The organism is Myxococcales bacterium (assembly GCA_016717005.1).
In the GTDB taxonomy this organism is placed as follows: Bacteria; Myxococcota_A; Polyangia; order Haliangiales; family Haliangiaceae; genus UBA2376.
In genome coordinates, this window is sequence record JADJUF010000023.1 from 86,142 (window position 1) to 112,929 (window position 26,788).

The window sequence follows — 26,788 nt, forward strand, 5'->3', positions numbered from 1 at the left end:
GATCACCTCGTGTGATGTCACGAACCCGGCACGAACCGGCCGGGGCTTCGTCACCGAGCGGCGCCATGGTGGCCCTCGATGTTCGGAGGCTTTGAACAGGCCAAGGATGGCAAGGCCCGCAAGCGCTGGTTCGCCTCGGCGGGCACGTCGCTGGGCGTCTACGTCGTCGTCGGCATCGGCCTCGTCATCCTCGCCAAGCAGACCGTGGCGCGGGCCAAGGAGGAGCCGCCGATCGACGTCACCTTCCGCGCCGCGCCCGACGTGCCCGAGGTCAAGGACGACGCGCCGCCGCCGCCGCCGCCGCCGCCGACCAACCGGCCCAAGGTCAAGCGCCCCGGCAAGGTCGCGCCGAGCGCCCCGGTCGACATCCCCGACGCGCGCCCCGACGAGGGCACGCCGACCGGCGCGATCGAGACCGGCGCCGCCGAGGAGTACGGCGACGGCGACGGCGAGGTCGGTGAGCCGCGGACGCCACCGCCGCCACCGCCGCCACCGCCGCCGCCACCGCCACCGCCGCCGCCGCCGCCACCCCCGGTCGACGAGGCCGAGGTCGTGGTCGCGCCGGTGCCGCTCACCGGCAACGCGCGGCCGGCGTTCCCCGAGGAGGCGCGCAAGAAGGGCCTGCAGGGCGACGTCATCCTGAAGGTGCGCATCTCCGCGACCGGCGAGGTCGTCGACGTCCAGCTGATCCGCGGCGACGAGCCGTTCGCCTCGGTCGCGATGGCGGCGGTGCGGACGTGGCGCTACCGCCCGGCCCTCATCGACGGCAAGCCCAGCGCGTTCACCCGCCGCGTCCAGATCCCATTCCGCATCCGCCGCTAGCCCAGGCCCCAGGAGTCGATCATGAGCTTCAACCTCGCAGATGTCTTCAAGCACATGCAGCCCTTCGCCATGGCGATCGTCGCCGTGCTGCTGCTCATGGCGATGGCCGCGCTGTCGGTCTTCGTCGAGCGGATCTGGGTGTTCTTCAAGTCGCGCCGCATGGCCAAGCGCTTCGGCGCCGCGGCCGCGGGCGCGCTCGACCGCCGCGATCTGGCGGGGCTGATCAAGCTGTCCGATCAGTACGACGGCTGCCACCTGGCGACCATGCTCACCGCCGGCACCCGCACCTACCTCGGCGCGCTCGCCAAGCCCGGCGAGCTCGATCCGGTCGAGCTGACCCGGCGCGAGCTGACCCGCCAGGCCGACGCGGTGTCGGCCGACGTCCGACGCGGCATGAGCATCCTGGCCTCGGTCGGGTCGGTGGCGCCGTTCGTCGGCCTGCTCGGCACGGTCATCGGCATCATCGGCGCGTTCCAGGGCATCGCCGCCGAGGGCTCGGGCGGCCTGGGCGCGGTCTCGGCCGGCATCTCCGAGGCGCTCGTCGTCACCGCGATCGGCCTGGTCGTGGCGATCCCGTCGGTGCTCGCGTTCAACTCGCTGTCGAGCCGCGCCGACAACCTGCTGCTGGCGCTCGACCAGTCGCGCGGCGAGTTCATCGACTACCTCGAGAACCAGGGCAGCGCCGACGTCGGCGGCGGCCTGCGGGCGCCGCGCACCGACGACGCCCACCGGCCGCTCACCGTGGAGGCTCGCGCCAGTGCGTCGGCCTGAGGGTCCGAAGCCCGACATCAACGTCACCCCGCTGGTCGACGTCGTCCTCGTGCTGCTGATCATCTTCATGGTCGTGATCCCGCAGATGGAGGCGGGCGCCACCGTCAACGTGCCGGGCGCCGCCAACCCCGACGCGCAGACCGATCTCAAGAACCCGCCGATCACGCTGTCGATGACCGCGGCCGGGGGCCTGTACCTCGAGAAGCGCGGCGTCACGCGCGACGAGCTGATGCCGCTCTTGCGCCAGGCCCGCGCGGCGTCGCCGCGGAGCAAGCTCGTGCTCAAGGGCGACCGCGCGGTCAGCTACGGCGCGATGCGCGCGCTGTTCCGCGAGTGTCAGGGCATCGGCTTCCCCGGCGTGTCGCTGCAGGTCGGCGACAAGAGCAGCGGGGAGAGCTGAGCCATGGCCGTCGAACTCAACGTCGGTGGCGGCAAGGGCCGGCGCAGCAACGTGCGCCCGTCGATGAACGTGACGCCGCTGGTCGACGTCGTGCTCGTGCTGTTGATCATCTTCATGGTCATCGCGCCGATGATGGTCAAGCAGTTCTGGTTGCACGTCCCCAAGAAGGAGGCGGCGACCAACCCCGAGGCGCAGGCGCCCAGCGACGGCCCGGTGCCGGTGGTCGTCACCGTCCGCGCCGACCGCTCGGTGTGGATCAACAAGGACCGGGTCGAGATCGCCGCGCTCGGCGATCGGCTCCAGCGCATCTTCGCCGCGCGCACCGACCGGCTGGTGTTCTTCGACGCCGAGGACGCCGTGCCCTACGGCGAGGCGATGCGCGTGCTCGACGCCGCGCGGGGCGGCGGCGCGGCGAACATCGCGGTCCTCACGGACGCGGTCCGTTGAACCGTCGCCGCGGTGGCGCGCGCGATCGCCGGGCGCGTCGGGGGGCGTCGGGGCGCGTCGGGGCGCGTCGGGCGCCCGCGTCGCGGGCGTTCGCTTCGTGTCGCAACCGAACCGAGATCGAGGCCGAGATCGAGATCGAGATCGAAGCCGAGATCGAGATCGTCATTCATCCCGCGACCCGGAGAGGTTGCTCGTTCGTTGCGAGCGCGCCACCGAGCCACGACCTGTCTGCCATTAGCTGGCCTCACCATGCGCCCTGACTCGCCGATGCGCTCCCGCTGTCCTCATCTGCGCGTGTTCCTGCTCGCCGCCGCGCTCGGCGGCGGTGCGGCGGTCGCGTCGGCGCAGCCGCTCACGACGCCGGGCCCGGATGCGACGCAGGCCCCGACGCCGGCTCCGGTTCCGCGCACGCCTCCGGTTCCGGCTCCGACTCCGGATCCAGGTCCGGACGCGGTACCGGCTCCGACTCCGGCTCCGACTCCGGATCCAGTTCCGGACGCGGTACCGGCTCCGGCTCCGGTACCGCTCCTCCGGCTCCGGCTCCGGCTCCGGATCCCGACACGACTCCGGCGCCGCTCCCCGATCCCGGCGCCGCGCCCGACCCGGCCCCCACGCTCGACGAGCCCGTCGAGCTCCCGGCGGCCAGCGTCGGCGTGCGCGGCACGGCCATCGACGCCGAGACCGGCACGCCGCTGCCGGGCGTGACCATCGCGGTCGTCGGCGGGGCCGGGCAGGTCGCGACCACCGACGACGACGGGCGCTTCACGCTGCCGCTGCCGCGCGGGACCTACGTGCTGCGGGTCCGCGCCGAGCTGTACCAGGTGCGCCGGATCCGTGGCGTCGTGGTCCGCGGCGGGCTCACCCAGCTCGACCTCAAGCTCCGGCTCGACGACGCCGCGGTCGAGGAGGTCGTGATCGAGGCCGAGCCCGATCGCAAGAGCGAGGCCGCCAACCTGCAAGAGCGCAAGCGCTCGGCGGTGGTCCAGGACGCCGTCAGCGCCCAGGAGATCAGCCGCAGCCCTGACTCCAGCGCCGGCGACGCGGTCAAGCGCGTGGTCTCGGCCACCGTCGTCGGCGGCCGCTACGTGTTCGTGCGCGGCCTCGGCGGGCGCTACTCGACCACGCTGCTCAACGGCGTGGTCTTGCCCAGCCCGGATCCCGACTCGACCGCGGTGCCGCTCGATCTGTTCCCGGCGTCGCTGATCGCCAACCTCACCGTCGTGAAGAGCTACACGCCGGACCTGCCGGGCGCGTTCGCCGGCGGCGATCTGGTGATCAAGACCAACACCTATCCGCAGGACTTCGAGGTCAAGGCCAAGGTCTCGCTGTCCGGTGACAGCGTCTCGACCGGCAACGACCGGCTCGACTACGCCGGCGGCGGCACCGACTTCCTGGCGTTCGACGACGGCGGCCGCGCGCTGCCGTCGCTGGTGCCGACCGACCGGCCGCTGCGCGTCGGGACCAACGGCGTCGACGCCGCCACCGCCGAGCGGGTCGGCGAGACCTTCCAGAACGTCTGGAACACGTCGGCCCGGAGCGTGCTGCCCAACCTCGGCCTCGGCGCTCAGGTGGGCGACAGCTTCGCCGACCGCTGCGAGCGGAAGTACGGCTACCTGGCCACGTTCAACTACGGCTACAAGCAGGGCATCCAGGACGGCGAGGTCGCGGCCCTGCGCATCTCCGAGGGCGCGCTCGGCGTGCGCCAGCGCCTGGCCAGCCGGATCGGCACCGCGACGGCCTCGCTCGGCGGGCTGCTCAACGCCGGGGTCGAGCTGACGCCCGATCACGCGATCGACCTGCTCACGCTCTACACCCGCACCGCCGACGATCGCACCCAGGAGGTGTCGGGCTTCTCCGAGGCCGACGACGGCGAGGTGCTGGCGCGTCGGATGCAGTTCGTGACCCGCGCGATGAGCTTCACGCAGCTCACCGGGCGCCACACCCTGCCGAGCCTGCGCCGCTCGACGCTCGACTGGGAGGCCAACGTCGCGGTGATCGATCGCGACGAGCCCGACACGCGCGACATCGAGTACGACCTGCTCGACGACGGGCGCCGCCGGTTCCAGAACGGGCCGGGCAGCGCCGAGCACTTCTTCTCGCACCTCGACGACACCACCGGCGGCGGCGGGGTGACCGCGACCGTGCCGCTGGGCCCGGTCGAGCTCCGGGTCGGCGGGCTGGCGCAGTGGTCGAAGCGCCACTTCGCGGCCCGGCGCTTCCGGTTCGGCCTGCTCGGGAGCGCCGATCCGTCGGTGGTCTTCCTCGACCCCGAGCAGATGCTGTCGGCCGAGCACATCGGCCCCGACTTCCGGATCGAGGAGCGCACGCTCCAGGCCGACACCTACGACGCGTCGACCTCGCAGCTCGCGGGCTTCGCGATGGCCGACGTCACGCGGTTCGAGCCGCTGCGGATCGTCGGCGGGCTCCGCTACGAGACCGGCACGCTGGCGCTCACGCCCGGCAGCCCCTACGCCATCACCCAGCAGCCCGAGCCCGGGATCGATCGCGCCGACAGCCACGTCATGCCGGCCGTGAACGTGATCTACGCCGTGTCCGACCGCATGAACCTGCGCGCCGGCTACAGCTTCACCGTCGCCCGGCCGCAGCTGCGCGAGCTGGCGCCGTTCCTGTTCTTCGACTTCGCGCGGCGGCGCGCGGTGTCCGGCAACGTCGACCTCGTCGACACCCGCATCCACAACGGCGATCTGCGCTGGGAGTGGTTCCCGGCCGAGCGCTCGGTGCTGGCCGCGAGCGCGTTCGTGAAGCAGTTCCGCGATCCGATCGAGAGCGTCATCGTCAACGTCGCGCAGGGCGACCTCAGCTTCGCCAACGCCGCGGGCGCGTCGCTCAAGGGCGTCGAGCTCGAGGCCCGGGGCAGCCTGGACCTGCTCCACCCGAGCCTCGCGGCGTTCCGGGCCACGGGCAACCTGACGTTGATCGACTCGCAGATCGAGCTCGGGCCCGAGGCCGCGGCGCAGACCAACCAGCGGCGGCCGCTCCAGGGCCAGTCGAGCTACGTGGTCAACCTCGACCTGGGTTGGGAGCGCAAGGCAACTGGCACCGACGTGTCACTCCTCTACAACGTGTTCGGCGAACGCATCGCCGAAGTTGGCGTCGAGGGTCTGCCCGACGTGTACGAGCAGCCGTTCCACCGCCTCGATCTGTCGGCCAGCCAGGCGCTGCCGCAGCACCTCAAGCTCAAGTTCGCCGCCACCAACCTCCTGAATCAGGACGTGGTCGTCCAGCAGGGCGAGTTCGCCGTCCAGAAATACCGCCCGGGCGTCGCCGTCAGCGCCGCCCTCGAGTGGTCGCCGTAACCGAAAGGATCTCGTTATGTCCAAGCAGCTCTGGTTCTCTGTCGCGGCCGCCGTCGGCCTCGCCGCCTGCGGCGGTGACGACTCGTCCACCACGATCGACGCGCCGGTCGGCATCGACGCCACCGAGACGACCGACGGCACGCCCTTGCCGACCCGGGTCGACGTGACCGGCGAGATCGCCGCGGACACCACGTGGACCGCCGACCACATCTACGTCCTGAAGACGCACATCTTCGTGCGCGGGGGCACGCTCACGATCGAGGCCGGCACCCGGATCGAGGGCGACAACGGCTCGTCGCTGGTGATCACCAACGGCGGCAAGATCGACGTGCGCGGCTCGGCCACGGCGCCGGTCGTGATGACCAGCTCGCAGCCGGTCGGCTCGCGCAACCCCGGCGACTGGGGCGGCCTGGTGCTGCTCGGCACCGCGCCGATCAACGTCACCGGCGGCACCGCCCAGATCGAGGGCTTCCCGGCCGGCACGTCGGGCACCGACTACGGCGGCGCCAACGCCGCCCACGACTGCGGCAAGCTCAACTACCTGCGCGTCGAGTTCGGCGGCTTCGAGCTGGCGCCCAACAACGAGCTCAACGGCCTGACGCTGGGCGCGTGCGGCTCGGCCACCGTGGTCGACCACGTCCAGGTCCACAAGGGCTCGGACGACGGCATCGAGATCTTCGGTGGCAGCGTCAACGTCAAGCACCTCGTCATCACCCAGGGCCTCGACGACGGCCTCGACTGGGACTACGGCTGGATCGGCAAGGCCCAGTTCGTCGTGATCCAGAAGTCGACCGGGTCGAACCAGGGCTTCGAGGCCGACAACAACGGCAACGCCAACGACGCGCTGCCGCGCTCGGCGCCGACCATCTACAACCTCAGCATCATCGGCTCGGGCGTGGCGCCCGGCGGCGCGCTGCAGGTCCAGAAGGGCATGCACCTGCGCCGCGGCACCGCCGGTCGCATCTCCAACGCGATCGTGATGTCCGAGGCCGACTTCCCGATCGACATCGACGGCGCCTCGACCGTGGCCCAGGTGACCGCCGGCGCGCTGTTCGTGAAGAACAGCATCTTCTTCGGAAACGGCAACCAGGCGACCTGGCAGGACTCGACCGACAACGACGGCGGCCTGGTCGAGCGCGATCTGTTCGTGACCAACGAGGCCAGCAACCGCGAGAGCGACCCGCTCCTGCCGATGGCGCGGAGCCAGACCGCGCCGACCTTCAAGCCCGGCGACGGCTCGCCGGCGCTGGTGCCGGCCAACGCCGCGACGCCGCCCAACGACGGGTTCTTCGATGCGACCGCCACCTTCGTCGGTGCCGTCGGCGCCACCGACTGGACCACCGGGTGGACGGCGTTCCCCGCCAACTGACCTCGGTCGCCGCGACGCGGTCGTCGGGGCCCGCTCGGATCGTCGTGGCGCTCGCGCTGGGCCCGGGCGATCCGCCAGCGCTCGACGAGCTGGTCGCGACGCTTGCCCGCGAGTCGATCGACGTCGCGGTCGTGTCGCTGGCGACGGCGCTCGCCGAGCCGGCCGCGGTCGGGGCCGTGCTCGTCGCCTGGGCGCCGAGCGGGCTCGGGGCCCTGACCTTCGATGAGCTGGTGGCGTGGGGGCACCGCGTGCAGCCGCCGGCCGGGTTGATCGCGGGCATCGCCGACCGCGACGTCGCCGCGGCCGAGGCGGCGCTGCGGGCGGGGTTCGACGACGCGGTCGGCGTCGGGTGCTCGCCGCGCGAGCTGGCGGCGCGCATCCGCGCGGTCCACCGGCGCGTGGTGCGGGCGCCGGCCCAGGCCGCGGCCGGCGCGGCGCGGCGGCTCACGCACCGGACCCTGGTGCTCGATCCCGACAGCTGCGAGCTGTGGCTCGACGGGCGCGCGGTCGCGTTGACCCTGACCGAGTTCACGATGCTGGTCGCGCTGGTGCGCGCCCGCGGCGGCGTGCTCAGCCGGGCCGAGCTGCTCGATCAGGCCTGGGGCGGCGACAGCCTCGAGGTCGGCGAGCGCGCGGTCGACAACGTGGTCCTGCGCCTGCGCCGGAAGGTCGGCCGCCCCGAGCTGGTCCAGACCGTGCGCGGCATCGGCTTCCGCCTCGGTCCGATCGACGAGCCCGACGGCGAGTAGCGGCGAGCTGCGACCAGCGCGGCCCGCGCGACCTGAGCGGCGCGCTCGTCGCGCTGCGCGGTCGAGCCCCGACGCCACGCGGCGGGATCCTCGCGTCTCACAGCTCCACGCGTCGCCGCGGCGCTCACGTCGTCGGCGCGGCCACCGGCGCGCACGCGTACAGCGCGCGGCACAGCGCCAGCGCGCGCGGCGACCGCACCCGCCAGTCGAGCCGGTTCATCACGTAGCCGATCGCCAGCTCGCGCACCGGATCGCACCAGCCGAGCGCGCCGCCCATGCCGGGGTGGCCGAACGCCTCGCCGTGCGGCGAGAACACCCCGGCGTCCTCCTTCACGAAGCCGCGGGTCCAGCCCATCGGCCGCTGCAGCACGAGGTCGCGCTCGGCCCAGCTCTCCCGCGCGCGCAGCGGCGTGAGCGTCGCGGCGTCGACGTACGTCCGGCCGAACCCGACGCCGCCGCTCGCGAACGGGACGTAGGCGCGGGCCAGGCCGTGGGCGCTCGCGGTCGCCGACGCCCACGCCAGCGCGGCGCGCCGCACCGGGATGGTGTCGTAGACCGCGATCCCGGCCGGGCCGGTCTTCGGGTTGAGGAACGCCGCGCGCGGCCACGAGCCCGGGCGCAGCACCGCGCGCGCGAGCCGGCCCTCGGTCGAGCGCCCCAGCGCCGCCCGCAGCATGTGGCCCAGACGGGCGCCGTTGCTCGGCGGGTACAGCGTCGCGATCCGATCGTCGACCTCGGCCGGCGTGCCCAGGTCGACGTCGGCGCCGAGCGGCGTGAACAGCTCGCGGCGCAGGAACCCGCCGAGGTCGTCGCCGGTCAGGCGCTCGAACAGCTCGCGCGCGTACATGCCCCAGGTGATCGCGTGGTAGCCCTGGCGGGTGCCCGGCGCCCACGCCGGCCGTTGCTGCTCGAGGGCGCGCACCACGCGCTCCTTGCGCTCGGGCCGAACGCAGTCGTCCAGGGTCAGCGGCTGATCGAGGCCGAGCAGCCCGGCGCGGTGGTCGACGAGCGTCCGGATCGTGATCGCGTCCTTGCCCGCGGCCGCGAACCCGGGCCAGGCGGCCGCGACCGGCGCGTCCCAGTCGAGCACGCCGCGATCGGCGAGCATCGTCAGGGCCATCGCCGCGAGGCCCTTGGTCACCGAGAACACCACGGTCCGCGTGTCGCGGGCCCAGGGGCGATCGCCCGCGACGTCGGCGCGGCCGCCCCACAGATCGACCACGCACCGGCCGCGGTGGTAGACCGCGAACCCCGCGCCGAGCTCCGAGCCGTCGGCGAGCTGGGCCGCGAAGCGCTCGGCCACCGGCGCGAAGCCGTCGGCGTAGCCGCCGCCGCACGGCGCCGGCGCAGGGTTGGCGAGCTGCTCCATGCTCGCGACAGTAGCGCGCGCCGGGTCGACGCGCGCGGGCCGCTGGCGCTGCCTGCGGTTCCTGACCCGGGACGAGGGCCAGGCCCTGGTCGCGCGCACGCTCGGGTACCCGCGTCTCGACGAGACGTTCGAGCACATGACCTGACCCGAGCCTCCGCGGGCCGGTCGCCAGGCCTGCGCCGTCTGCTCGAACATCGCCGGCGCGCGTCCGCCGCGTCGAGCCCGCCCCTCGTGTGCGCGGGCCTGACGCGGACGATCACGCCGCGGCGCGGCGGCGGCGGCGGGCGATCAGCAGGCCGACGACCGCGCCGAGCCCGAGCGAGCCGAGCCAGGGGCTGCGCCCGCCGCGGTCGACCGCGCAGCAGCCGCCGCCGTCGTCGCCGCCGGCGTCGTCGAGGACGCAGACGCCCTCCTGACCGGCGCCGGCCGAGCAGCTGAGCCCGGTGGGGCACAGATCGTTGGGCGGGCCGAAGCACGACTGCGTGCAGTACGAGCGACCGTCGACGTCCTCGCACAGCTGCGACAGGCACTCCTGGTCGTAGGTGCAGGCCGCGCCCAGCGCCACGCTCGGCGGTGCCCAGAAGCACTTGCCGGCCTCGCACTGCTGGCCGACCAGGCAGGCGTCGGGGCTGGCGCACGGCGCGCCCTCGGTGACCGTCACCGCGGCCCGCGCGCACACGCCGGTGTCGCCGCAGGCCTCGACCTCGATGTCCATCACGCCCGGCGGGACCTCGGCCGGCAGGTTCAACGTGTACGGCGAGGTCTTGTTGAACACGCCCGGCGCCGTGAGCCACGACCAGCCGTTGACGAAGACCTCGAGCGAGTTGAGGCCGCGGCGGTCGAGGGCCTCGACGAACAGCGACCACCCCGCGGCCACCGGGCCCGGCGCGGGCAGCGTGATGCTGACCATCGGCGGCGGCACGTCGGCGCCCGTGCCGACGTTGCGGCGCAGGATCTGGTGGGTGTTGCTGGTCGCGCCGCCGCACTGGCACGGGACCGCCGCGTCGGTGCCGCACCGCATCGGCAGGTTGCGGAAGAACTTCTGCCCGCAGTTCGAGATGTAGGTCATCGGATCGGAGCACTCGAACACGTGCTCGAGGCCGTAGATGTGCCCGGCCTCGTGGGCCACGGTCGCGCACAGCTCGATCACGTCGTTGGCGTGCGAGTTGGCGAACGCGTAGCCGATCCAGAACCCGCCCTGGGAGCAGTCGCCGGTCGCCGGCGCGATGCCGAGGAGCGTGCCGCCCTGCGGCTCGTCCAGGCCGATGTCGGCGGCGTGCCCGGCCACGACCATCTCGATGTGGCCGACGCCGGCCGCCGGCGGCTCGGTCACGACCTCGACGCCGTACGGCAGGTAGGTGTCGCGGACGCAGGCCACGACCGCGTCCCAGGTGGCGTCGCCGTGCATGAACGGCGGCACCGTCGAGTCCAGGCGCGCGATCGACGACACGTTGCTGGCCGAGCTGTCGCTGGCCCGGCTGCCGGCGGTGATCGCGCAGCCGGTGGCGCAGCGGTTGAGGTAGAGGATGTCGGTGGCCTGCGCGTTGTAGACGTTGGGCCGGTAGCCGGCGTCGCCGGGCTGGGGCCGGCCGATGATCACGACGTCGTCGTGCGAGATCGGCCCGGCGGCCGCGGTGACGACGGAGCAGGCGAGGATAGCGGCGACGACGGACCAGCGCATGCGGCACCGTAGCGACTCCCGGGCGCCCTGTCAGGACCAACCCGCCGATCGCCCCGCGGCGATTCGGCGCGGGCCGCTCATTGGGGCGGGCCGCCGGCGCCGGCCCAGATCGGGTCACGGCCATGGCGTCGAGGAGCGTGGCCACGCTGGACGGCGCGCGGCTCCAGAGCGCCGTCCAGGTCCGCAGGGCGTGGGGCCTGACCTGCCCGGTGCAGACCGCGTACTGGATGGCGCCGCTCCAGCCCTGGGACGCGCCCCAGCTGCCCCAGGTCACCGGCAGCGCGACATGGCAGCTGCAACGGCCGCACCTGCGGGGCGAGCGCGGGTCCGCCTCGCCCCTGGAGCGGGCCGCGCGCATCGATCGGCTCCACGTCATGCGCCACGCCGGCAAGACCCTGGTCGCCCCCTCGACGCCGTGGACGGATCGCCATCACCCGGTCGGAGCACTGGTGCCCGGCACCAGCCTGACCTGGCGACATGCCTCCCTGGAACTTCAGCGGCGCGTTCGCCCCGCCGCCCGGGTCACCACGGCGCGCGGTACATGACGTCCGAGCGCAGCACGTACTTGACGCCGGCCTCGACCGGCGCGCCCTCGTGCAGGAGCGCGTGCTGGAACCACACCGCGGCGCCGCGCGCGGGCGTGACCTCGACGCGATGCTCGAGGAAGTTGGTGGCGCCGCCGGCGCAACCCTCGTCGAGATAGAGGAGGAACGTCAGCTGGCTGCGCTCGTCGGGGCCGCGGATGAACGCGCCGTCGTAGTGCGGCGCGAACCGCTGGCCGGGCGTGTAGCGGTAGCCGCGGAACCGCTCGTTGAGGCCGACCGGGTGCATCTCGCACAAGGTCGGCGGCACCAGCGGCGCGAGGCGCGCGTAGAGCCGCGCGGCCAGCTCGACGTCGTCGAACATGACCCGCGCGTTGTTGCGCACGTCCGGGCGCATCTCGAAGCCGCGCCCGGTCGTGATCGGCGCGACGTCGGGGCCGAGCGCCTCGATCCGCGCGATCAGGGCCGCGCACTCGTCGGCGCTGGCGAACTCGGCGATGCGCGCGACCAGCGGCGCGCCGCCGTCGAGGCGATCGCCGTCGAGGTAGGGCCGCGGGAAGCCGGGGACCAGGATGTCGAGCTGCATTCCGTTAGTGTAACTGGTACAATAATAGAAGCAAGTGTCGGTCGCCGCCGGTCGCCGCCGGGGTCACGGCCGCGGCATCGGGTTGGCGCAGGTCTCGACCACGCGCTCGAACCGGAACGGCTCCTCGAGCACCTCGATCGCGCTGACGTCGGTGACGCCGAGATCGGCGGCGATCCTGGGCTCGGGCGGCGACGGCTGGCCGCAGCCATAGCCGCACGAGTCGACCTCGAGCGTGTAGGTCTTGATCGTCGGCTGCAGGCGCACCACGGCGACCTGGCCGTCGGGGCGCTGGAGGTAGACGTAGCCGATGCCGACCTCGCAGCCGCACGAGTCCCCGGCGGCGCAGGTGGGGCCGGCGAACGCGAGCGTGCCGCTCGGTAGACGGAAGAGCGCGTCGCCGGGGCCGGCGCCGGTCGCGCGGTCAGCCAGGGGCTCCGGCGTCGGCGGCGGTTGATCTTCGAGCGACGGCGGGTGGCCGCCGAAGCGATCGGGATCGTCGACGCCGACGGTCGCGGGCTGGAACGGCGCGCCGCCGAAGCGGGCCTGGGCCCGGGCGACCGCGGCGTCGTAGGCGCCGGTGTTGTGGCGGCTGACCTCCGCGGGCGACGGGGGCGAGCCACAGGCGGCGAGGGCGAGGAGCACGAGCGCGATGCGCATGGCCTGTCAACGTCGCGGGCCGGCGCCGCTTACGGTCACCGCGGCGGTACCCGCCCCGACGTCCGCGCCCGGCCGTGCGGTACCATCGCGACATGTCGATCTCGTTCTTCGAGAAGCTCATGCAGGAGGAGTCCGAGTGGAATGACGAGCGGCGGCTCATCGACGCCGGCGCCCGCGCCGATCGCGCGCTGGCGGTCGCCAACGAGCACGCGCTCGACGCGACGCTGGCGACCGAGCGCCTCGAGCAGCGCCTCGCCGCCCAGACCCGGCAGCTCAAGACCCTGCGCGCCGTGGTCGGCGTGCTCACGACGATGCTCAAGGACAGCGGCGCGCTCGACGGCGACATGCTCGACATCCGGCTCGAGGCCGCGATCGCCAACAGCGAGGACGAGATCGAGCGCGTCGTGATGGTGGCCTGCGCCCGCTGCCGGGCTCAGGTCGAGCGTGCGCGCACCGTGGTCACCGCCGCGGGCACCGTGTGCGATCGCTGCCACGCGACGCCGTGACGCGGCGACCGCCGCGACGCCGCGACGGCCGCGACCACTGTGGCGCCGCGACGGCCGTGACCACTGTGGCGCCGCGACGGCCGTGACGCGGCGGCGCCGCGACGGCCGTGACCACTGCGGCGCCGCGATGGCCGTGACGCGGCGGCGCCGCGATGTCCGTGACGCCGCGACCGGCGTGACGGCCGCGGTCCCGGCGCAAGGTGCGCGCGATGGCCGTGACGCGGCGGCGCCGCGATGTCCGTGACGCCGCGACGGGCGTGACGGCCGCGGTCCCGGCGCAAGGTGCGCGCGGACCCAGGGGCGCGATCGCGCAGATACGCGAGGCTTGCGCGAACCGGGGTGTCCAGGCTGGCACGAGAGATGCTGCGACGATCGGCATGACCCCGCGCATGTCCTGCGTCCTCGCCGCCGCGCTCGCCTGCGTCGCCGCGGGCTGCGGCTCGCGCTCCGACGCGCGCGCCACCGTCTCGACCGGGCGCGACGGCGGTCCGGTCGGCGCCGCGACCACCGACGGTGGGACCCGCGACGCCGGCACCGCCCTGGCCCGGCACATGGCCGAGCACCTGGCCCGGGTCTCGCGCCTGCAGGCCGCCGTGGTCCTCGGCCAGCTCGAGGTCGCCCGCGACGAGGCCCGCTGGGTCGTCAGCCATCCCGAGCACGCGGCCATGACCGACGCGGTCGCGGCGGTCACGCGCCTGCGCGCGGCCGCCGAGCAAGTGGTGGCCGCGCCGGATCTGCCCGCCGCCGCGGCGGCGACCGCGCGGCTCGGCGCCGACTGCGCCGCCTGCCACAGCGAGCGCGGGGTGATCGTCGCGTTCGCGTGGGACGCGCTGCCCGACGACGAGCCCGCGCTCGCGCGGCAGATGCAGCGCCACCAGTGGGCCGCGGCCCGGCTGTGGGAGGGGCTGGTCGGCCCCGCCGACGAGCTGTGGCGCACCGGCGCCGACACACTCGCGACCCTGCGCCTCGATCCCGGCGGACTGGCCACCGGCGCCGACGGTGAGGCGGTCAAGGCCGCGCTCGCGCGGGTGCGGGCGCTGGCCAGCCAGGCCAACAGCGTGCGCGATCAGCCCAGCCGGGTCGCGCTCTACGGCGAGCTGCTGACGACCTGCGTCAGCTGCCACGCGGTGGTGCACCGCGGCCCGCGCCCGATGCCGTGAGCCGTCACGGCGCCGCGGTCGGCGCCGGCTCGACGTCGGCCCACCACGCCGCGAGTTCGACCTCGATCGCCGCGAACGGCTCGAGCGCGACCACCGCGTCGTCGCCCCACACCCCGACGATCAGCCACAGATCCTCGGGCGTGCGGCGCAGCACCTCGACCGTGCGCGCCAGCGGGTCGACCAGCCACGCGTGGCCGACCCCGGCCCGGGCGTAGACCGCGAGCTCGCGGCGGCGGTCGAGCTTCTCGGTCGAGGGTGACAGCACCTCGCAGACCCAGTCGGGCGCGAGCTCGATGCCGACCGTGTCCGGCAGCACCGGCACGCGCTCGCGCCGCCACGCGGCCAGGTCCGGGACGAGCACGTCATCTCCGAGGCGCAGCTCGGGTCCGAACAGGACGATCCAGCCGCCCGGGCCGCCGCGGCCGCGATCGAACGGGGCCATGAGATCGCCGCCGAGCACGGTCGCCGCGCGCGCGTGGCGCGGGCGGGGGCGCGGGCTCAGGTGCAACACGCCGTCGATCAGCTCGGCGATCTGATCCTCGGGCGCGGCCACCAGGTCGGCGTAGGTCGCGCGGCGCGGCGGCTGGCTCATGGCCGCACGGTATCGCGCGCGCGTGGGCTCGGCCACGGCGATCGCCCGGACCCCAGGGCTCACCTGCGTTGACCCGCTGCGCTGCGCCTCTTGCGCGATCTCTTCGTTGCGTACTCGCCGGGTACACCCGGTAACCGCCTCCGCCGCGCCTCGACCTCGCGCAAGATGCTGTGCGGATCGAGATCAACCCAGGTGAGCCCTGGGGTTACCGGGCCCACCAGCTCGTCGGTGGGTTGCGGCCGTCGTCGGCGAACAGGCCCTCGCGCCGGAGCTCGTGGAAGTCGGCGATGCCGAGCGCGGCGCGCGGCTCGAGCGCGAGCAGCGCCACCGGCCGGCCGCGCGGCCGCGGCGTCGGCACGCGCTTGCCGGCGCGGCGCCAGAGCGTGGCTCGAGCGCCGCGGCCCGGGTCGTGGGGCGACACCGGCGCGGCCGGCGCGGCCGGGCCGGCGGCGGCGTCGAGCGCGTCGGGCGCGTCGAGCGCGTCGAGCGGGCCGAGCGCGTCGGGCGCGAGCGGCGGCGGTGGCGGTGGCGGCGCCGACCAGCCCGGCGTGGTGCCGCGGTCGTCGTCGTCACGCGGCGGCATGGGCGCCTCCGATGCTGGCGACCGCGAGCTTGGCCTGCTTGACCAGCTGCGCCCGCAGCGCGTCGGCCAGGGCCGGATTCTCGTCGAGGTGGGCCGCGACCTTGTCCTTGCCCTGGCCCAGCTTCTGGCCGCCGTACGAGTACCAGGCGCCGGACTTCTCGACGACGCCGAGCTTCTCGGCGGTGTCGACCAGCTCGCCGGGCTTGTTGATCCCCACGCCGTAGAGGATCTCGAACTCGGCCTCGCGGAACGGCGGCGCCAGCTTGTTCTTGACGACCTTGACCTTGACCTCGCTGCCGACCGACTCCTCGCCGCGCTTGATGACCTTCTTCTTGCGGATGTCGAGCCGCACCGAGCAGTAGAACTTGAGCGCGTTGCCGCCGGTCGTGGTCTCGGGGGTGCCGTAGACGATGCCGATCTTCTGGCGGAGCTGATTGATGAAGATGACGGCGCTCCGCGTGCGGCTGATGATCGCGGTCAGCTTGCGCAGGGCCTGGCTCATCAGCCGGGCCTGCAGGCCCATGTGGGCGTCGCCCATCTCGCCCTCGATCTCGGCCTTGGGCGTGAGCGCCGCGACCGAGTCGACGACGATCAGATCGATCGCGCCGGTGCGCACGAGCGTGTCGACGATCTCGAGCGCCTGCTCGCCGTTGTCGGGCTGCGACACCAGCAGGTCGTCGAGCTGCACGCCCAGGCGCCGGGCGTACTCGACGTCGAGCGCGTGCTCGGCGTCGATGAACGCGCACACGCCGCCCGCGCGCTGGGCCTCGGCGATGGCGTGGAGCGTGAGCGTGGTCTTGCCCGACGACTCCGGCCCGTAGATCTCGATGATGCGCCCGCGCGGCAGCCCGCCGGTGCCGAGCGCCACGTCGAGCGCGATCGAGCCGGTCGGGATGACCTCGACCTCCTGCGTCTCGCTGCCGTCGAGACGCATCAGCGACCCCGACCCGAACTGCTTGTGGATGACCTTGATCGCCTCGGCGATCGCCTTCTGCTTCTTGTCTGACGACATTCCTACCTCCGCCGCGCCCCCATCGCACGCCACGTGCCAGCGCCAACCCCGCGGATCGCCGTCCCCGCCGTCCGGGATCCGGACACCGCGACCGGTCCCCGCCCACTCCCGCCCGGACATCGGACGCCGCCCGCTGTCCGACTCGCCCGCCCGCCGCGCCGCCGCGCGGTCAGGCCGCCGCGCCGCCGGGCGCCGCACCTCACCCGATCGTCAGCGGCCGCCGGGCGCCGCACCTCACCCGATCGTCAGCGGCCGCCGGGCGCCGCACCTCACCCGATCGTCAGCCGCCGGCCGGGCGCCGCACCTCACCCGATCGTCAGCGGCCGCCGGGCGCCGCACCTCACCCGATCGTCAGCGGCCCAGCGGCCGCCGGGCGCCGCACCTCACCCGATCGTCCGCCGCCGGCGCGGGCGCCGCACCTCACCCGATCGTCAGCGGCCGCCGGGCGCCGCACCTCACCCGATCGTCAGCGGCCGCCGGGCGCCGCACCTCACCCGATCGTCAGCGGCCGCCGGGCGCCGCACCTCACCCGATCGTCAGCGGCCGCCGGGCGCCGCACCTCACCCGACCGTCGGCCGCCGGGCGCCGCACCTCACCCGATCGTCAGCGACCGCCGGGCGCCGGACCTCACCCGATCGTCAGCGGACCGTCGATGCTGTGGCGCCCGCGGGCGGTGCCGGCGCGCGCCCGATAGACTCCGGCAATGTCGACGCGGATCGCCCTCGCCAACCTGCCGTATCCAGCCACCCCGGACCAGTCGGTCGAGCTCGCCGTCGACGCCGTCGCGCGCGCGGGGCGCGTGGGGGCGCGCGTCGTGTGCTTTCCCGAGTGCTACGTGCCGGGGTACCGCGGGCTCGGGCACGCACCGCCAGCGCCGGACCGCGCGTTCCTCGAGGGCGCGTGGCGCGCGCTGGCCGGGGCCGCCGCCGCCGCGCGGGTCGCGGTGGTGCTGGGCACCGAGCGGGTCGTCGACGGTGCCGTGGTCGCGACCGCGCTGGTGATCGACGACCGCGGGGACCGGCTCGGCTTCCAGGACAAGGTGCAGATCGATCCGAGCGAGGAGGGCGTGTACACGCCCGGCCGCGAGCGTCACGTGTTCCGGACCGGCGACCTGACGTTCGGCGTCGTGATCTGCCACGAGGGCTGGCGCTACCCCGAGACCGTGCGGTTCGCGGCGCGGCGCGGCGCGCAGGTCGTGTTCCATCCCCACTATCAACCGGCCGAGCCCGGCGGGTATCGACCGTCGACGTTCGCCGACCCGGCGAACACGTTCCACGAGAAGGCGGTCCTGTGCCGCGCGGCGGAGAACACGTGCTACTTCGCCAGCGTCAACTACGCGAGCGAGGGCTCGGGGACGACCTCCGCGATCGCGAACCCCGACGGCACGCTGCTCGCCCATCAGCCCTACGGCCAGGCCGGGCTGCTGGTCGCGGACCTCGACCTCGCGCTCGCCACTGGCCTGCTCGCGAGCCGCTGCAAGAGTTGACACCTGCGCCTGCCCGCTGCGCGCGACGGCCCTCACCCGACGAGCCGGTCGAGCTTGCCGTGTTCACGTTCGACGCCTGACGCTCATCGCCGTCGGCGCGGCGTCACCTTGACCAGGGTGTCGGGCAGGCACGGGGAGATCATGACCGGCGACAGCGCGGCGGCGGGGCCGATGCGGCGGGCGCGGACGGTCACGCGGTCGGTCATGCGCACCGGCAGCGCCTGGCCGCAGGCCCCCACCGCGGTGGTCACGTTGAGCACCTCGCCGACGTGCGTGCCCCGCTGGGCCTTGGCGACGCGCACGCGAAAGGACGGCCGGCCGCCGTCGAACGCCACGTCGACCTTGCCCTCGGCGATGATCAGGTCGCCGGCGACGACCAGCGGCACGCTGGCGCCCGCGATCGCCGCGCTCGACGCCGGGCCGAGGGCCGTCAGGTCGGCCGCGATGGCGGCGCCCGTGACGACGCGAGCGGTGTCGTCGCCGCGACAGCCGCCGACCAGCCCCTTGAGCGGGACGTAGATCAGCGCCTCGTCTCCGGGCAGCAGCTGGAAGCCGCAGTCGGAGGCATCGACCTCGAGCGCGAGGTCGGCGCCAGCGGTGGCGCCCTGCCAGGCCTGGGTGACATGGAAGGTGATCGCGGCGCGCCCACGGCCGGCCGACTTCACCTCAACTGCGCGGCCGAGCGCGACCACGCCGAGGCGGCCCCGGGCCGACGCGACGGTGTTGGGGCCGGCGCAGTCGCAGGCGCTGGCTGTGGACGGTGCGGCGGCCAGGGCGGCCACGGTGGCCAGGGCGGCCAGGAGGAGCGAACGGCGGAGGGCGGGCGTCATGAACCGAACAGACGCGCGACCGCGGCCGATGATCTGACCGGCGTGGCCGCCGCGGGCGCCAGCCGCGATCCGCCCGGCCCGAAGATCTGCCCGCGACTCCCGGCGCGCGCCGCCGCGGGAGCTAGCATGGCGACCATGTGCGGCCGGTATCCCTCGACGCGCGCGGCGCCATTGATCGACGCGATCGAGGCGGCGCTGGTGGACGACGCGACGGTGGCGGGGGTGCTGGCGATGGCGCCGGGCATGCCGGCGGGGCTGACGTCGTGGTGGGCGCCGCGGTGGAACGTGGCGCCGACCCAGCCGGTGCGCGCGGTGGTGCTGATCGAGGGCGCGCCGCGGCTGACGCTGGCGCGCTGGGGCGTGCTGGCGCCGCCGCGCGGGCCGTCGCTGGCGCCGGTGATCAACGCCCGGGCCGAGACCCTGGCGACGAGCCGCCTGTTCGGCAAGACGCTGGCGACCGCGCGCTGCCTGGTGGTGGCCGACGGCTTCTACGAGTGGCGCGACGTCGGCGCCGGGCGCGCGCCGGTGCGGATCGCGCCCGACGAGGACGGCCCGGCGATCACGCTGGGCGCGGTGGCGCGGCTCGCCCGGCGCGACGGCGTCGAGGTCACCGAGCTGGCGATCATCACGACCGCGGCCAGCGCGCTGGTGGCGCCGATCCACGAGCGCCAGCCGGCGGTGATCGAGCCCGCCGACCGCGCGCGCTGGCTCGATCCAGGCGCGCCGCTCGACGGCCTCGCCGACCTGCTGGCGCCGTCGACGCTGGCGGGCTGGACCGCGACCGCGGCGCCGCGCTGGCTCAACAGCTCGCGCGTCGAACACGGCGCGGCGGCGGACTGATCGCGCACCTCGGCGACCGCGCGCCGCCTGGCTCAACAGCTCGCGCGTCGAGCACGGCGCGGCGGCGGACTGATCGCGCACCTCGGCGACCGCGGCGCCGCGCTGGCTCGACAGCTCGCGCGTCGAACACGGCGCGGCGGCGGACTGATCGCGCACCTCGGCGACCGCGGCCCGCGACGCGATCGTCACCGGACGCGCCGGCGCGGATCGATCGCGCGCACCGCACGCGCCGCGGCCAGGTCCGAGTTACGGACAGTCGGCGGGGACGCCGCTGCCGGGCGCGGTGGGATCGAAGCCGTCGCTGCAGAAGTCCTCGGGCGCCTGGCCGTAGTGCGCGTCGATGAACGCGCCGAGCGCGGGCAGGTCGAAGCAGTCGGAGCGCAGCGACCAGCCCCAGGCGCTGGCGGCGAACGTGGTGTCGAGCAGCGGATCGGGCGTGACGATGAAGCGGTTGCGCAGCGGCGGGACGCACAGCGGGTCGGCGGGGCGCGCGGCCAGGAACGCGTCGAGGGCGGCCAGCTCGGCGGCGCACCCGGCGGGGCAGTTGTAGGTCACGACCACGGCGCCGTGCTCCATGCTGTGGACCCAGAAGCCGCGCGGCACGCGATCGGCGTAGGCCTTGAAGCGCGCCCACAGCGGGTAGTGCGGGCCCGAGGTCGGCGGGTTGGTGGCGTAGGTGATCGGCGTGCACTGCGCGACGTGGATCCCGGGCGCGAGCGCGGCGCTGGCGATGGAGGTCGTGCACGTGGGCCCGTCGGGCGCGCCGCCGTCGAGGTCGCCGCCGTCGGGCCCGCCGCCGTCGAGGTCGCCGCCGTCGAGGTCGCCGCCGTCGGGCGCGTCGAGGTCGCCGCCGTCGAGGTTGCCGCCGTCGAGGTCGCCGGGCGCGTCGGGCGCGGGCCCGTCGTCGGTGGCGTCGCCGGCCGTGGCGTCGATGGCCGCGCCGTCGATCACCGTCGCGTCGGCCCCGGCGGCGTCGAGGTCGTCGGCGCGCTCGTGCAGGTTGTCGCCGCACGCTCCGAGCGCGCACGCCGCGGCGCCCGCGATCCCGACGAGCAAGGTCCGGAAGGCCATCGCCGGAGGCTCGACCACCCGACGGTCCGAGTCAAGCGCGCGCTCGCGCCCGGGGGCCTGCCCGCCGCGCGACCGGCCCGTGCGATAGTCGCCCGGCATGAAGCTCGACGCTCGGATGACCATGTTCATGACGCTGGTCGGGGTGTTCCTGACCTGCCTGATCGTCGGCAACCTGATCGGCGGCAAGCTGACCGAGGTGCACGTGTTCGGGCGCGACTGGATCATCTCGGTCGGCGAGATCCCGTTCCCGCTGACCTTCATCATCACCGACCTGATCAACGAGTTCTACGGCCGCAAGACCGCGCGCCGGGTGACGCTCCTGGGCTTCTCGATGATCGGCCTGACCGTGCTGATCATCCAGCTCGCCAACCAGGCGGCGTGGTTCCCGCCGGCCTTCACCGATCCCAACTGGGGCAAGTCGAACATGACGCCGTTCGCGTTCGACAACGTCTTCATGAACGCGGTCACGATCCAGATCGCGTCGATGTTCGCGTTCCTGACCGCGCAGTACGTCGACATCGGCGTGTTCTTCCTGGTCAAGCGGGCGACCGGCGATCGGTTCCTGTGGCTGCGCGCGACCGGCTCGACCGCGGTCTCGCAGATGATCGACACGGTGCTGATCGTCTGGATCGCGTTCGGCTTCGACTACGGCGCCGGCTTCCCGTTCGTGCACCGCAGCCCGATGTCGTTCGACACGATCACGACGATCATCATCACGTCGTACGTGGTGAAGGTGACGGTGGCGGTGCTGGTGACGCCGATCATCTACGCGCTGCACGGGCTCATCGAGCGGGTCTGGCACGTGGCGCCGCTGCCGGCGTCGGTCGCCTCGGGCGATCTGTAGCCGGGGCCCAGGTGCCGCCGAGGCGATCGAGCACGGCCAGGGTGCTGGCGAAGTTGGCCGCGGGCGCGGCCTCGTCGTGGTGGCGGTGGTGGAACGCCGGCGTCGCCAGCCAGCGATCGGCCGCGCTGGCGGGCCAGCGCCGGGCGGCGTGGAGGACGACCGTCCACAGCCGGCGCGCGACGACCACGGCGGCCGCGAACACCGTGCCGCCGACCAGCCAGGTCGCGCCGGCGATCGTCAGCGCGAACAGCGCCGCGTCGATCGGGTGCAGCTGCCAGGCGCGGTGCCAGCGCAGCGGCGTCGGCGCGTGGTGCAGGCGGTGCCACCGCCACAGCCACGGGCTCGCGTGCATGGCCCGGTGGACCGCGTAGAGCGCGAGCTCGATCGCGAGCACCGCCGCGACGATGCGGAGCGCGCCGGTCGCCGGCGCCACCGGGACCAGCGCGTGGATCGTCCGGATGAGCGCGGCGTCGACCCCGAGCAGCAGCGCCGCGCCGGCCAGGCCGCCGGTCCAGGGCGCGCGGCCCTCGAGGCCGCGGCCGATCAGCGTGCCCAGCGCCAGCCACGCCAGCCAGGCCACGACGAACGTGGCCGGCCGCATCAGTAGTCGTCCGCGCCGAAGCCAGCGAGGACGCCGACGCCGACCACGAGGATCAGCGCGACGGCCAGCATGACCACGACGGCCAGCATGGCCTCCCGCAGCAGGGTGCCGATCGCGCTGGGGGGCTCGGGGGCCTGGCCCGCGGGGGGCTCGACCGGGTCACTCGCCATCCTGCGCCAACGCGCCACCGGCGCGGGCCATTCCCAGCCGGCGCGCTCGTGCCATACCTCGGCCATGAGCTTCGTCGGACGAGCCTGGGATGACCGCGTGCTGCCGTGGCTGGTCGAGAAGGCGTGTCGCAGCACGACGATCCTGGCCGAGCGCAAGCGCTGGGTGCCGCAGGCCGCGGGCGAGGTGCTCGAGCTGGGCGTCGGCTCGGGGCTGAACCTGGCGTTCTACGACCCGGCGCGCGTGACCCGGCTGGTCGGGATCGATCCGTCGGTGAAGCTCCTGGCGCGGGCCGCCGCCCGGGTCGCCGACGCGCCGGTCCCGGTCGAGCTGGTCGAGGCCGCGGCCGAGCGGCTGCCGTTCGACGCGGCCCGGTTCGACAGCGCGGTGGTGTCGTACACGCTGTGCAGCGTGGCCGACCCGGCCCAGGCGCTGGCCGAGGTCCGGCGGGTGCTGCGCCCGGGCGCGCCGCTCTACTTCGTCGAGCACGGCCGCTCGGACCGGCCGGGCACCCAGCAGTGGCAGCGCCGCCTGACCCCGGCGTGGCGGACGATCGGCGGCAACTGCCACCTCGACCGCGACATCGCCGCGCTCTTGCGGGCCGCCGGGTTCGAGCTGACGACGCTCGAGACCGGCCACGCGCCCGAGGGCCGGCAGCTGACGTCGTTCACCTACCAGGGCGTCGCGGTCGCGCCGTAGCGCCGCGGTACAGTTCGGTCATGCACCCCCTGCACGACATCATGGTCCCGCCGGCGATCGAGGACTTCGTCCCGGGGGTGATCGAGATCCCGAAGGGCTCCAAGCTCAAGTACGAGATCGACAAGACCACCGGCATGCTCATGCTCGATCGCGTGCTGTACTCGTCGGTGCACTACCCGGCGAACTACGGCTTCATCCCGCAGTCGCACGCCGACGACGGCGACCCGCTCGACATCCTCGTGCTGATGCAGGAGCCGGTGGTGCCGCTGACGATCGTGCGGGCGCGCGCGATCGGCGGCCTGCGCATGCGCGACGACAAGGGCGAGGACGACAAGATCATCGCGGTCGCGATCGACGACCCGGCGTTCAACCACTACACCGACGCGTCGCAGCTGCCGCCGCACCTCGTGGTCGAGCTCGACCGGTTCTTCCGCGACTACAAGATCCTCGAGGGCAAGACCTCCGAGGTCGACCGCCCGTACAGCCGGGCCGAGGCGCTCGACGTCATGCGCGCGGCGCTGGCGGCGTACCGCGGCCGGTCGGCGTGGAAGAAGGGCTGACGCCGGACACGGCGCGGCGCTGGCGCCGGGCAGGGCGCTGGCCGGTTGGCGCCGGGCAGGACGTCGGGCGGACGCCGCGGGTCACGGCGCGGGCGGGCTGACGCCGCGCAGCCGCTGGCCACGGCGCGGGCCGGTCGACGGCGCGCAGTGCCGGTCACGTCGGCGGACGCCGCGGGCACGGCGCGGGCGGGCTGACGCCGCGCAGCCGCTGGCCACGGCGCGGGCCGGTCGACGGCCCGCAGTGCCGGTCACGTCGGCGGACGCCGCGGGTCACGGCGCGGGCGGGGCGACGTACATCACGAACCGGTACAGCCCGACCAGCCACATCGTCTCGTTGGCGTCGTCGCGCTTGGTCGTGACCTGCTCGCTGACGACGTGCGCGCAGCTGCCGCCGAGCCGGACCACCTCCTGCGCGATCCGGCGCTCGGCCGCGGCGGCCAGGCTGAGGTAGCAGCGGTGCCACAGGGCGTCGCGGTCGGCCCACGACGCGTGGACCTGCTCGCTGGTCGCGAGCGCCTCGTGCTCGCCCTCGATCTGCTGTGACAGGGGTGGCAGCTCGCGCCGCCAGTAGACGATCTGGGCCATGCGCAGCCAACGTAGTCGTTGATCCGGCCGGCGCCAGGTGACCAAGCGTCGCGTGCGTGGCGGCGCGGTCGCGGGTCAGGCTCGGGCTGGTCACGCGGCGATGACATCGAACCGGCCTCGGTGGGCGCGACACGCGCGCGGCCGAAGCGTTGCGCGCGGCGCATCGCGCGGTCACGGACGCTGGCGATGGTGGCGCGCACCAAAGGAGCATCCATGCGAACTGGAACTGTATTGATGATGGCGGCGCTGGTCACCTCGACCGGCGGTTGTGGCGACAACTCCCAGGAGGGCCCCGCCGGCGCGCCCGGCACGCCCGGCGCCCCCGGCACGCCTGGCGCACCCGGCACGCCCGGCACGCCCGGCACGCCCGGCACGCCCGGCACGCCCGGCACCGACGGCATGAACGGGCCGGCGTGTCCGCTCGGCGGCACCTCGACCACGACGATCGAGGGCGTGCCGGCGGCGGCGCCGCTGTCGGCGGTGGTCGCGCTCGGCTACTGCGACGCCGCGAACACCGGCGCCGCCAACATCGCCGACTACGTCAAGGCGCTGGTGCGCCGCACCGGGGACGGGACGCTGCCCGCCGATCTCGAGTTCCCGCTGGCGGCGGCCTCGACCGACACGCTCCGCGCGATCCGCGGCCTCGTGCCCGAGGTGGTCGCCAAGTGGATGGACCCGCTGACCTGGGACAACATGACCGGTGCGACGGTGACGCCGCGGTTCGGCGCCAACGCCGACTACGTCGCGTACCTCGGCGACGGCTGGGCCGCCGCCGGCACGCCCTACTGGCAGGGCAGCGACACGTCGGCGTGGCTGTGGGTCAACCACGAGTACATCTCGAACTCACGGCCCAAGGCCTCGGCCGCGCCGCTCGGTCAGCACCTCGTGTTCGCGCGCTTCCTGTCGTACTGGGGCGCGATCGTCGGGGCGCCCACGGCCAGCACCTGGTCGACGCAGGATCTGATCGCGTACGTCGACGAGTACAAGAAGCAGGTCGGCGGTTCGTGGATGCACATCGTCAAGGACCCCGCGACCGGCTCCTGGAGCCTCGACCGCGCGCGGTCGGCCCGGCGCTACGACGCGACCGACGCGACGCTCGTCAAGGTCACCGGCCTCGACGTCACGGCCGACCACGACGACGTCGGCGCGCCGCTGCCCGAGGACGTCGTCGCCGGGATGCAGGGCAACTGCTCGGGCGCGGTGACGCCGTGGGGCACGATCCTGTCGGCCGAGGAGAACGTCGCGTCGAGCTACGGCGACCTCGAGACCGCGTGGACCTCGAGCCAGCGCTTCGTCGCCGGCCAGGGCTTCGATCCCGGCGCGGCGATCACCTACACGACCGCGCCGTCGAGCACCGGCGACTTCGTCAGCCCCGACGCCAACGCCTCGCACCCGCGCGACGGCTCCGGCTTCCTGGTCGAGATCGACCCGGGCCTGGCCGCCGACGAGTACTACGGCAAGGTCACCGCGGGCGACGGCCACCGCAAGCTCGGCGTCGTCGGGCGCGCCAGCTGGGAGAACGCGACCTTCGCGGTCGGCGCCGACTGGAAGCTCGTGCCCGGCCAGCCGGTGGTGTTCTACGCCGGCAACGATCGCCGCGGCGGCCAGATCTTCAAGTTCGTGTCGCGCCAGCCCTACGCGGCCGGCATGTCGAAGGCCCAGACCCGGGCGCTGCTCGACGACGGCACGCTCTACGTCGCGCACTTCGCCGGCCTCGACAACGCGCACGGGCGGCGCCTGGCGTCGGGCGCGACCCCGACCGAGGCCGCGCCCGGCGCGGGTCGCTGGATCGAGCTGTCGCTGACCTCGACCGACCTCGCGCCCAACGCCGCCGCCTTGGGCGACGCGACCCGCACGGTCGGCGCGGCCCTGGCCGACACCAGCTGGAACGGCCTGGGCGGCTACGCCACCGCCACCGACCTGCGCAAGTCGTTGTTCACCGCGGCGCTGAAGATCGGCGTCATGGAGCTGAACCGGCCCGAGGACATCGAGTGGAACCCGCGCGATCTGTCGGGCACGCCGCGCCTGTACGTCGCGTTCACCAACCACGATCGCCAGGTCGCGCTCGACGGGGCCGGGCGCGTGTTCCCGGCCGCGACCCACGCCGCCGACTCGCCCAACCGCGGCGACAAGGTCGGCGGCATCTTCGCGATCCAGGAGGTCGCGCCCGGCGCGCCGGCGACGTCGGCGACCTTCAGCTACTGGCAGGTGTTCGCCGGCTCCGACGGCGGCGGCCCGTGGGACGCGGCCAACCCCGACAACATCGTGATCGACCGCGACGGCGGGGTGTGGTTCGGCACCGACGGCAACTTCGGCACCAGCCAGCGGCGCTCGGCCGACGGGCTGTACTACCTCGATCTCGACCCCGCGCATCGGACGACCGCGACGCCGACCTTCGGCCGCGCGTTCCGCGTCGCGGCGGTGCCGTCGGACGCCGAGGCCACCGGGCCGGCGTTCTCGGCCGGCATGGGCTCGCTGTTCCTGAGCGTGCAGCACCCGGGCGAGGATCAGCACTCGAGCTGGCCGGCGCGCTGAGGACGT

At 74.2% G+C, this 26,788-nt stretch carries 29 protein-coding genes; 17 read left to right on the plus strand and 12 right to left on the minus strand.

Annotated elements, in window-relative coordinates:
- The first annotated feature begins 78 nt into the window (after window positions 1-78).
- The 7 genes from IPL61_20595 (at window position 79) to IPL61_20625 (ending at window position 7,875) form a co-directional block, all read left to right on the plus strand.
- Complete coding sequence (locus tag IPL61_20595; protein ID MBK9033630.1) at window positions 79-822, plus strand: energy transducer TonB; 744 nt, start codon at window positions 79-81, stop codon at window positions 820-822.
- A 21-nt stretch (window positions 823-843) separates the two neighbouring features.
- Window positions 844-1,593 carry a MotA/TolQ/ExbB proton channel family protein gene (locus tag IPL61_20600; protein ID MBK9033631.1) on the plus strand — a complete coding sequence of 250 codons (750 nt, stop codon included), beginning with the start codon at window positions 844-846 and terminating at the stop codon, window positions 1,591-1,593.
- Between the two features lie 16 nt (window positions 1,594-1,609).
- Window positions 1,610-1,993 (plus strand): biopolymer transporter ExbD, encoded by a 384-nt coding sequence (locus tag IPL61_20605; protein MBK9033632.1) that lies wholly within the window; start codon window positions 1,610-1,612, stop codon window positions 1,991-1,993.
- Window positions 1,994-1,996: 3 nt separating this feature from the next.
- Entirely contained in the window at window positions 1,997-2,440 is a 444-nt protein-coding gene (locus tag IPL61_20610; GenBank protein ID MBK9033633.1) for a biopolymer transporter ExbD, read from the plus strand.
- A gap of 653 nt (window positions 2,441-3,093) precedes the next feature.
- The gene (locus tag IPL61_20615) at window positions 3,094-5,757 is read left to right on the plus strand and encodes a TonB-dependent receptor (GenBank protein ID MBK9033634.1); all 2,664 of its coding nucleotides are present in this window, start codon (window positions 3,094-3,096) and stop codon (window positions 5,755-5,757) included.
- A gap of 16 nt (window positions 5,758-5,773) precedes the next feature.
- Entirely contained in the window at window positions 5,774-7,126 is a 1,353-nt protein-coding gene (locus tag IPL61_20620; protein ID MBK9033635.1) for a hypothetical protein, read from the plus strand.
- A gap of 44 nt (window positions 7,127-7,170) precedes the next feature.
- On the plus strand, window positions 7,171-7,875 hold the full coding sequence (locus tag IPL61_20625; GenBank protein ID MBK9033636.1) for a response regulator transcription factor: 705 nt from the start codon (window positions 7,171-7,173) through the stop codon (window positions 7,873-7,875).
- Between the two features lie 124 nt (window positions 7,876-7,999).
- On the opposite strand, the gene IPL61_20630 is transcribed toward IPL61_20625, so the two are convergent.
- Window positions 8,000-9,244 (minus strand): beta-lactamase family protein, encoded by a 1,245-nt coding sequence (locus IPL61_20630; protein MBK9033637.1) that lies wholly within the window; start codon window positions 9,242-9,244, stop codon window positions 8,000-8,002.
- On the opposite strand from IPL61_20630, the gene IPL61_20635 reads away from it, so the two are divergent.
- Window positions 9,243-9,389: a hypothetical protein gene (locus tag IPL61_20635; GenBank protein MBK9033638.1), complete on the plus strand. Its 147-nt coding sequence runs from the start codon at window positions 9,243-9,245 to the stop codon at window positions 9,387-9,389. The two genes, IPL61_20630 and IPL61_20635, sit on opposite strands and share 2 nt — an antisense overlap.
- A gap of 111 nt (window positions 9,390-9,500) precedes the next feature.
- Here IPL61_20635 and IPL61_20640 read toward each other — a convergent pair whose 3' ends face one another.
- Window positions 9,501-10,925, minus strand: coding sequence for a hypothetical protein (locus IPL61_20640; GenBank protein ID MBK9033639.1), 1,425 nt, complete (start codon window positions 10,923-10,925; stop codon window positions 9,501-9,503).
- 137 nt (window positions 10,926-11,062) lie between these two features.
- Between IPL61_20640 and IPL61_20645 the strand changes: the two genes are divergently transcribed.
- Entirely contained in the window at window positions 11,063-11,470 is a 408-nt protein-coding gene (locus IPL61_20645) for a hypothetical protein (protein ID MBK9033640.1), read from the plus strand.
- On the opposite strand, the gene IPL61_20650 is transcribed toward IPL61_20645, so the two are convergent.
- Together IPL61_20650 and IPL61_20655 are read right to left on the minus strand one after the other, a co-directional pair.
- Entirely contained in the window at window positions 11,448-12,053 is a 606-nt protein-coding gene (locus IPL61_20650) for a 2OG-Fe(II) oxygenase (protein MBK9033641.1), read from the minus strand. The genes IPL61_20645 and IPL61_20650 overlap by 23 nt on opposite strands.
- Window positions 12,054-12,116: 63 nt before the next feature.
- Entirely contained in the window at window positions 12,117-12,710 is a 594-nt protein-coding gene (locus IPL61_20655) for a hypothetical protein (GenBank protein MBK9033642.1), read from the minus strand.
- Between the two features lie 92 nt (window positions 12,711-12,802).
- On the opposite strand from IPL61_20655, the gene IPL61_20660 reads away from it, so the two are divergent.
- Window positions 12,803-13,216: a hypothetical protein gene (locus IPL61_20660; GenBank protein MBK9033643.1), complete on the plus strand. Its 414-nt coding sequence runs from the start codon at window positions 12,803-12,805 to the stop codon at window positions 13,214-13,216.
- 389 nt (window positions 13,217-13,605) lie between these two features.
- Window positions 13,606-14,376 carry a hypothetical protein gene (locus IPL61_20665; protein MBK9033644.1) on the plus strand — a complete coding sequence of 257 codons (771 nt, stop codon included), beginning with the start codon at window positions 13,606-13,608 and terminating at the stop codon, window positions 14,374-14,376.
- A 4-nt stretch (window positions 14,377-14,380) separates the two neighbouring features.
- Here IPL61_20665 and IPL61_20670 read toward each other — a convergent pair whose 3' ends face one another.
- The 3 genes from IPL61_20670 to recA all read right to left on the minus strand — a co-directional run bounded on the left by IPL61_20670 (window position 14,381) and on the right by recA (window position 16,563).
- Entirely contained in the window at window positions 14,381-14,968 is a 588-nt protein-coding gene (locus IPL61_20670; protein ID MBK9033645.1) for a Uma2 family endonuclease, read from the minus strand.
- Between the two features lie 205 nt (window positions 14,969-15,173).
- Window positions 15,174-15,551 (minus strand): hypothetical protein, encoded by a 378-nt coding sequence (locus tag IPL61_20675; GenBank protein MBK9033646.1) that lies wholly within the window; start codon window positions 15,549-15,551, stop codon window positions 15,174-15,176.
- A complete protein-coding gene (gene recA, locus IPL61_20680; protein MBK9033647.1) occupies window positions 15,538-16,563 on the minus strand; it encodes a recombinase RecA in 1,026 nt (341 codons plus the stop codon). The genes IPL61_20675 and recA overlap by 14 nt, the downstream gene beginning before the upstream one ends.
- Before the next feature lie 703 nt (window positions 16,564-17,266).
- Here recA and IPL61_20685 point away from each other — a divergent pair.
- Window positions 17,267-18,049: a carbon-nitrogen hydrolase family protein gene (locus IPL61_20685; protein ID MBK9033648.1), complete on the plus strand. Its 783-nt coding sequence runs from the start codon at window positions 17,267-17,269 to the stop codon at window positions 18,047-18,049.
- 83 nt (window positions 18,050-18,132) lie between these two features.
- Here IPL61_20685 and IPL61_20690 read toward each other — a convergent pair whose 3' ends face one another.
- Window positions 18,133-18,879, minus strand: a complete 747-nt coding sequence (locus IPL61_20690) for a hypothetical protein (protein MBK9033649.1) — start codon at window positions 18,877-18,879, stop codon at window positions 18,133-18,135.
- A gap of 135 nt (window positions 18,880-19,014) precedes the next feature.
- On the opposite strand from IPL61_20690, the gene IPL61_20695 reads away from it, so the two are divergent.
- Window positions 19,015-19,719: an SOS response-associated peptidase gene (locus IPL61_20695; protein ID MBK9033650.1), complete on the plus strand. Its 705-nt coding sequence runs from the start codon at window positions 19,015-19,017 to the stop codon at window positions 19,717-19,719.
- 246 nt (window positions 19,720-19,965) lie between these two features.
- On the opposite strand, the gene IPL61_20700 is transcribed toward IPL61_20695, so the two are convergent.
- Window positions 19,966-20,808, minus strand: coding sequence for a DUF3105 domain-containing protein (locus tag IPL61_20700; GenBank protein MBK9033651.1), 843 nt, complete (start codon window positions 20,806-20,808; stop codon window positions 19,966-19,968).
- Window positions 20,809-20,887: 79 nt separating this feature from the next.
- Between IPL61_20700 and IPL61_20705 the strand changes: the two genes are divergently transcribed.
- Complete coding sequence (locus IPL61_20705) at window positions 20,888-21,634, plus strand: queuosine precursor transporter (protein ID MBK9033652.1); 747 nt, start codon at window positions 20,888-20,890, stop codon at window positions 21,632-21,634.
- Here IPL61_20705 and IPL61_20710 read toward each other — a convergent pair.
- Both IPL61_20710 and IPL61_20715 read right to left on the minus strand, forming a co-directional pair.
- Window positions 21,573-22,235 (minus strand): sterol desaturase family protein, encoded by a 663-nt coding sequence (locus IPL61_20710; GenBank protein ID MBK9033653.1) that lies wholly within the window; start codon window positions 22,233-22,235, stop codon window positions 21,573-21,575. The genes IPL61_20705 and IPL61_20710 overlap by 62 nt on opposite strands.
- Entirely contained in the window at window positions 22,235-22,405 is a 171-nt protein-coding gene (locus IPL61_20715) for a hypothetical protein (GenBank protein ID MBK9033654.1), read from the minus strand. The genes IPL61_20710 and IPL61_20715 overlap by 1 nt, the downstream gene beginning before the upstream one ends.
- A 64-nt stretch (window positions 22,406-22,469) precedes the next feature.
- On the opposite strand from IPL61_20715, the gene IPL61_20720 reads away from it, so the two are divergent.
- Both IPL61_20720 and IPL61_20725 read left to right on the plus strand, forming a co-directional pair.
- A complete protein-coding gene (locus IPL61_20720; GenBank protein MBK9033655.1) occupies window positions 22,470-23,102 on the plus strand; it encodes a methyltransferase domain-containing protein in 633 nt (210 codons plus the stop codon).
- Window positions 23,103-23,122: 20 nt separating this feature from the next.
- Window positions 23,123-23,662, plus strand: a complete 540-nt coding sequence (locus tag IPL61_20725; protein MBK9033656.1) for an inorganic diphosphatase — start codon at window positions 23,123-23,125, stop codon at window positions 23,660-23,662.
- Between the two features lie 270 nt (window positions 23,663-23,932).
- On the opposite strand, the gene IPL61_20730 is transcribed toward IPL61_20725, so the two are convergent.
- Window positions 23,933-24,247 carry a hypothetical protein gene (locus tag IPL61_20730; protein MBK9033657.1) on the minus strand — a complete coding sequence of 105 codons (315 nt, stop codon included), beginning with the start codon at window positions 24,245-24,247 and terminating at the stop codon, window positions 23,933-23,935.
- Between the two features lie 213 nt (window positions 24,248-24,460).
- On the opposite strand from IPL61_20730, the gene IPL61_20735 reads away from it, so the two are divergent.
- Complete coding sequence (locus IPL61_20735) at window positions 24,461-26,782, plus strand: DUF839 domain-containing protein (protein MBK9033658.1); 2,322 nt, start codon at window positions 24,461-24,463, stop codon at window positions 26,780-26,782.
- Window positions 26,783-26,788 lie beyond the last annotated feature (6 nt).

What these genes read in the sequence shown, in the direction of transcription:
- IPL61_20595 (MBK9033630.1), top strand. Translation starts at nt 79, where the DNA reads ATGTTCGGAGGCTTTGAACAGGCCAAGGATGGCAAGGCCCGCAAGCGC.
- IPL61_20600 (MBK9033631.1), top strand. Translation starts at nt 844, where the DNA reads ATGAGCTTCAACCTCGCAGATGTCTTCAAGCACATGCAGCCCTTCGCC.
- IPL61_20610 (MBK9033633.1), top strand. Translation starts at nt 1,997, where the DNA reads ATGGCCGTCGAACTCAACGTCGGTGGCGGCAAGGGCCGGCGCAGCAAC.
- IPL61_20620 (MBK9033635.1), top strand. Translation starts at nt 5,774, where the DNA reads ATGTCCAAGCAGCTCTGGTTCTCTGTCGCGGCCGCCGTCGGCCTCGCC.
- IPL61_20635 (MBK9033638.1), top strand. Translation starts at nt 9,243, where the DNA reads ATGCTCGCGACAGTAGCGCGCGCCGGGTCGACGCGCGCGGGCCGCTGG.
- IPL61_20630 (MBK9033637.1), bottom strand. Translation starts at nt 9,244, where the DNA reads ATGGAGCAGCTCGCCAACCCTGCGCCGGCGCCGTGCGGCGGCGGCTAC.
- IPL61_20640 (MBK9033639.1), bottom strand. Translation starts at nt 10,925, where the DNA reads ATGCGCTGGTCCGTCGTCGCCGCTATCCTCGCCTGCTCCGTCGTCACC.
- IPL61_20650 (MBK9033641.1), bottom strand. Translation starts at nt 12,053, where the DNA reads ATGCAGCTCGACATCCTGGTCCCCGGCTTCCCGCGGCCCTACCTCGAC.
- IPL61_20655 (MBK9033642.1), bottom strand. Translation starts at nt 12,710, where the DNA reads ATGCGCATCGCGCTCGTGCTCCTCGCCCTCGCCGCCTGTGGCTCGCCC.
- IPL61_20660 (MBK9033643.1), top strand. Translation starts at nt 12,803, where the DNA reads ATGTCGATCTCGTTCTTCGAGAAGCTCATGCAGGAGGAGTCCGAGTGG.
- IPL61_20665 (MBK9033644.1), top strand. Translation starts at nt 13,606, where the DNA reads ATGTCCTGCGTCCTCGCCGCCGCGCTCGCCTGCGTCGCCGCGGGCTGC.
- IPL61_20670 (MBK9033645.1), bottom strand. Translation starts at nt 14,968, where the DNA reads ATGAGCCAGCCGCCGCGCCGCGCGACCTACGCCGACCTGGTGGCCGCG.
- IPL61_20675 (MBK9033646.1), bottom strand. Translation starts at nt 15,551, where the DNA reads ATGCCGCCGCGTGACGACGACGACCGCGGCACCACGCCGGGCTGGTCG.
- recA (MBK9033647.1), bottom strand. Translation starts at nt 16,563, where the DNA reads ATGTCGTCAGACAAGAAGCAGAAGGCGATCGCCGAGGCGATCAAGGTC.
- IPL61_20685 (MBK9033648.1), top strand. Translation starts at nt 17,267, where the DNA reads ATGTCGACGCGGATCGCCCTCGCCAACCTGCCGTATCCAGCCACCCCG.
- IPL61_20690 (MBK9033649.1), bottom strand. Translation starts at nt 18,879, where the DNA reads ATGACGCCCGCCCTCCGCCGTTCGCTCCTCCTGGCCGCCCTGGCCACC.
- IPL61_20695 (MBK9033650.1), top strand. Translation starts at nt 19,015, where the DNA reads ATGTGCGGCCGGTATCCCTCGACGCGCGCGGCGCCATTGATCGACGCG.
- IPL61_20705 (MBK9033652.1), top strand. Translation starts at nt 20,888, where the DNA reads ATGAAGCTCGACGCTCGGATGACCATGTTCATGACGCTGGTCGGGGTG.
- IPL61_20710 (MBK9033653.1), bottom strand. Translation starts at nt 22,235, where the DNA reads ATGCGGCCGGCCACGTTCGTCGTGGCCTGGCTGGCGTGGCTGGCGCTG.
- IPL61_20715 (MBK9033654.1), bottom strand. Translation starts at nt 22,405, where the DNA reads ATGGCGAGTGACCCGGTCGAGCCCCCCGCGGGCCAGGCCCCCGAGCCC.
- IPL61_20720 (MBK9033655.1), top strand. Translation starts at nt 22,470, where the DNA reads ATGAGCTTCGTCGGACGAGCCTGGGATGACCGCGTGCTGCCGTGGCTG.
- IPL61_20725 (MBK9033656.1), top strand. Translation starts at nt 23,123, where the DNA reads ATGCACCCCCTGCACGACATCATGGTCCCGCCGGCGATCGAGGACTTC.
- IPL61_20730 (MBK9033657.1), bottom strand. Translation starts at nt 24,247, where the DNA reads ATGGCCCAGATCGTCTACTGGCGGCGCGAGCTGCCACCCCTGTCACAG.
- IPL61_20735 (MBK9033658.1), top strand. Translation starts at nt 24,461, where the DNA reads ATGCGAACTGGAACTGTATTGATGATGGCGGCGCTGGTCACCTCGACC.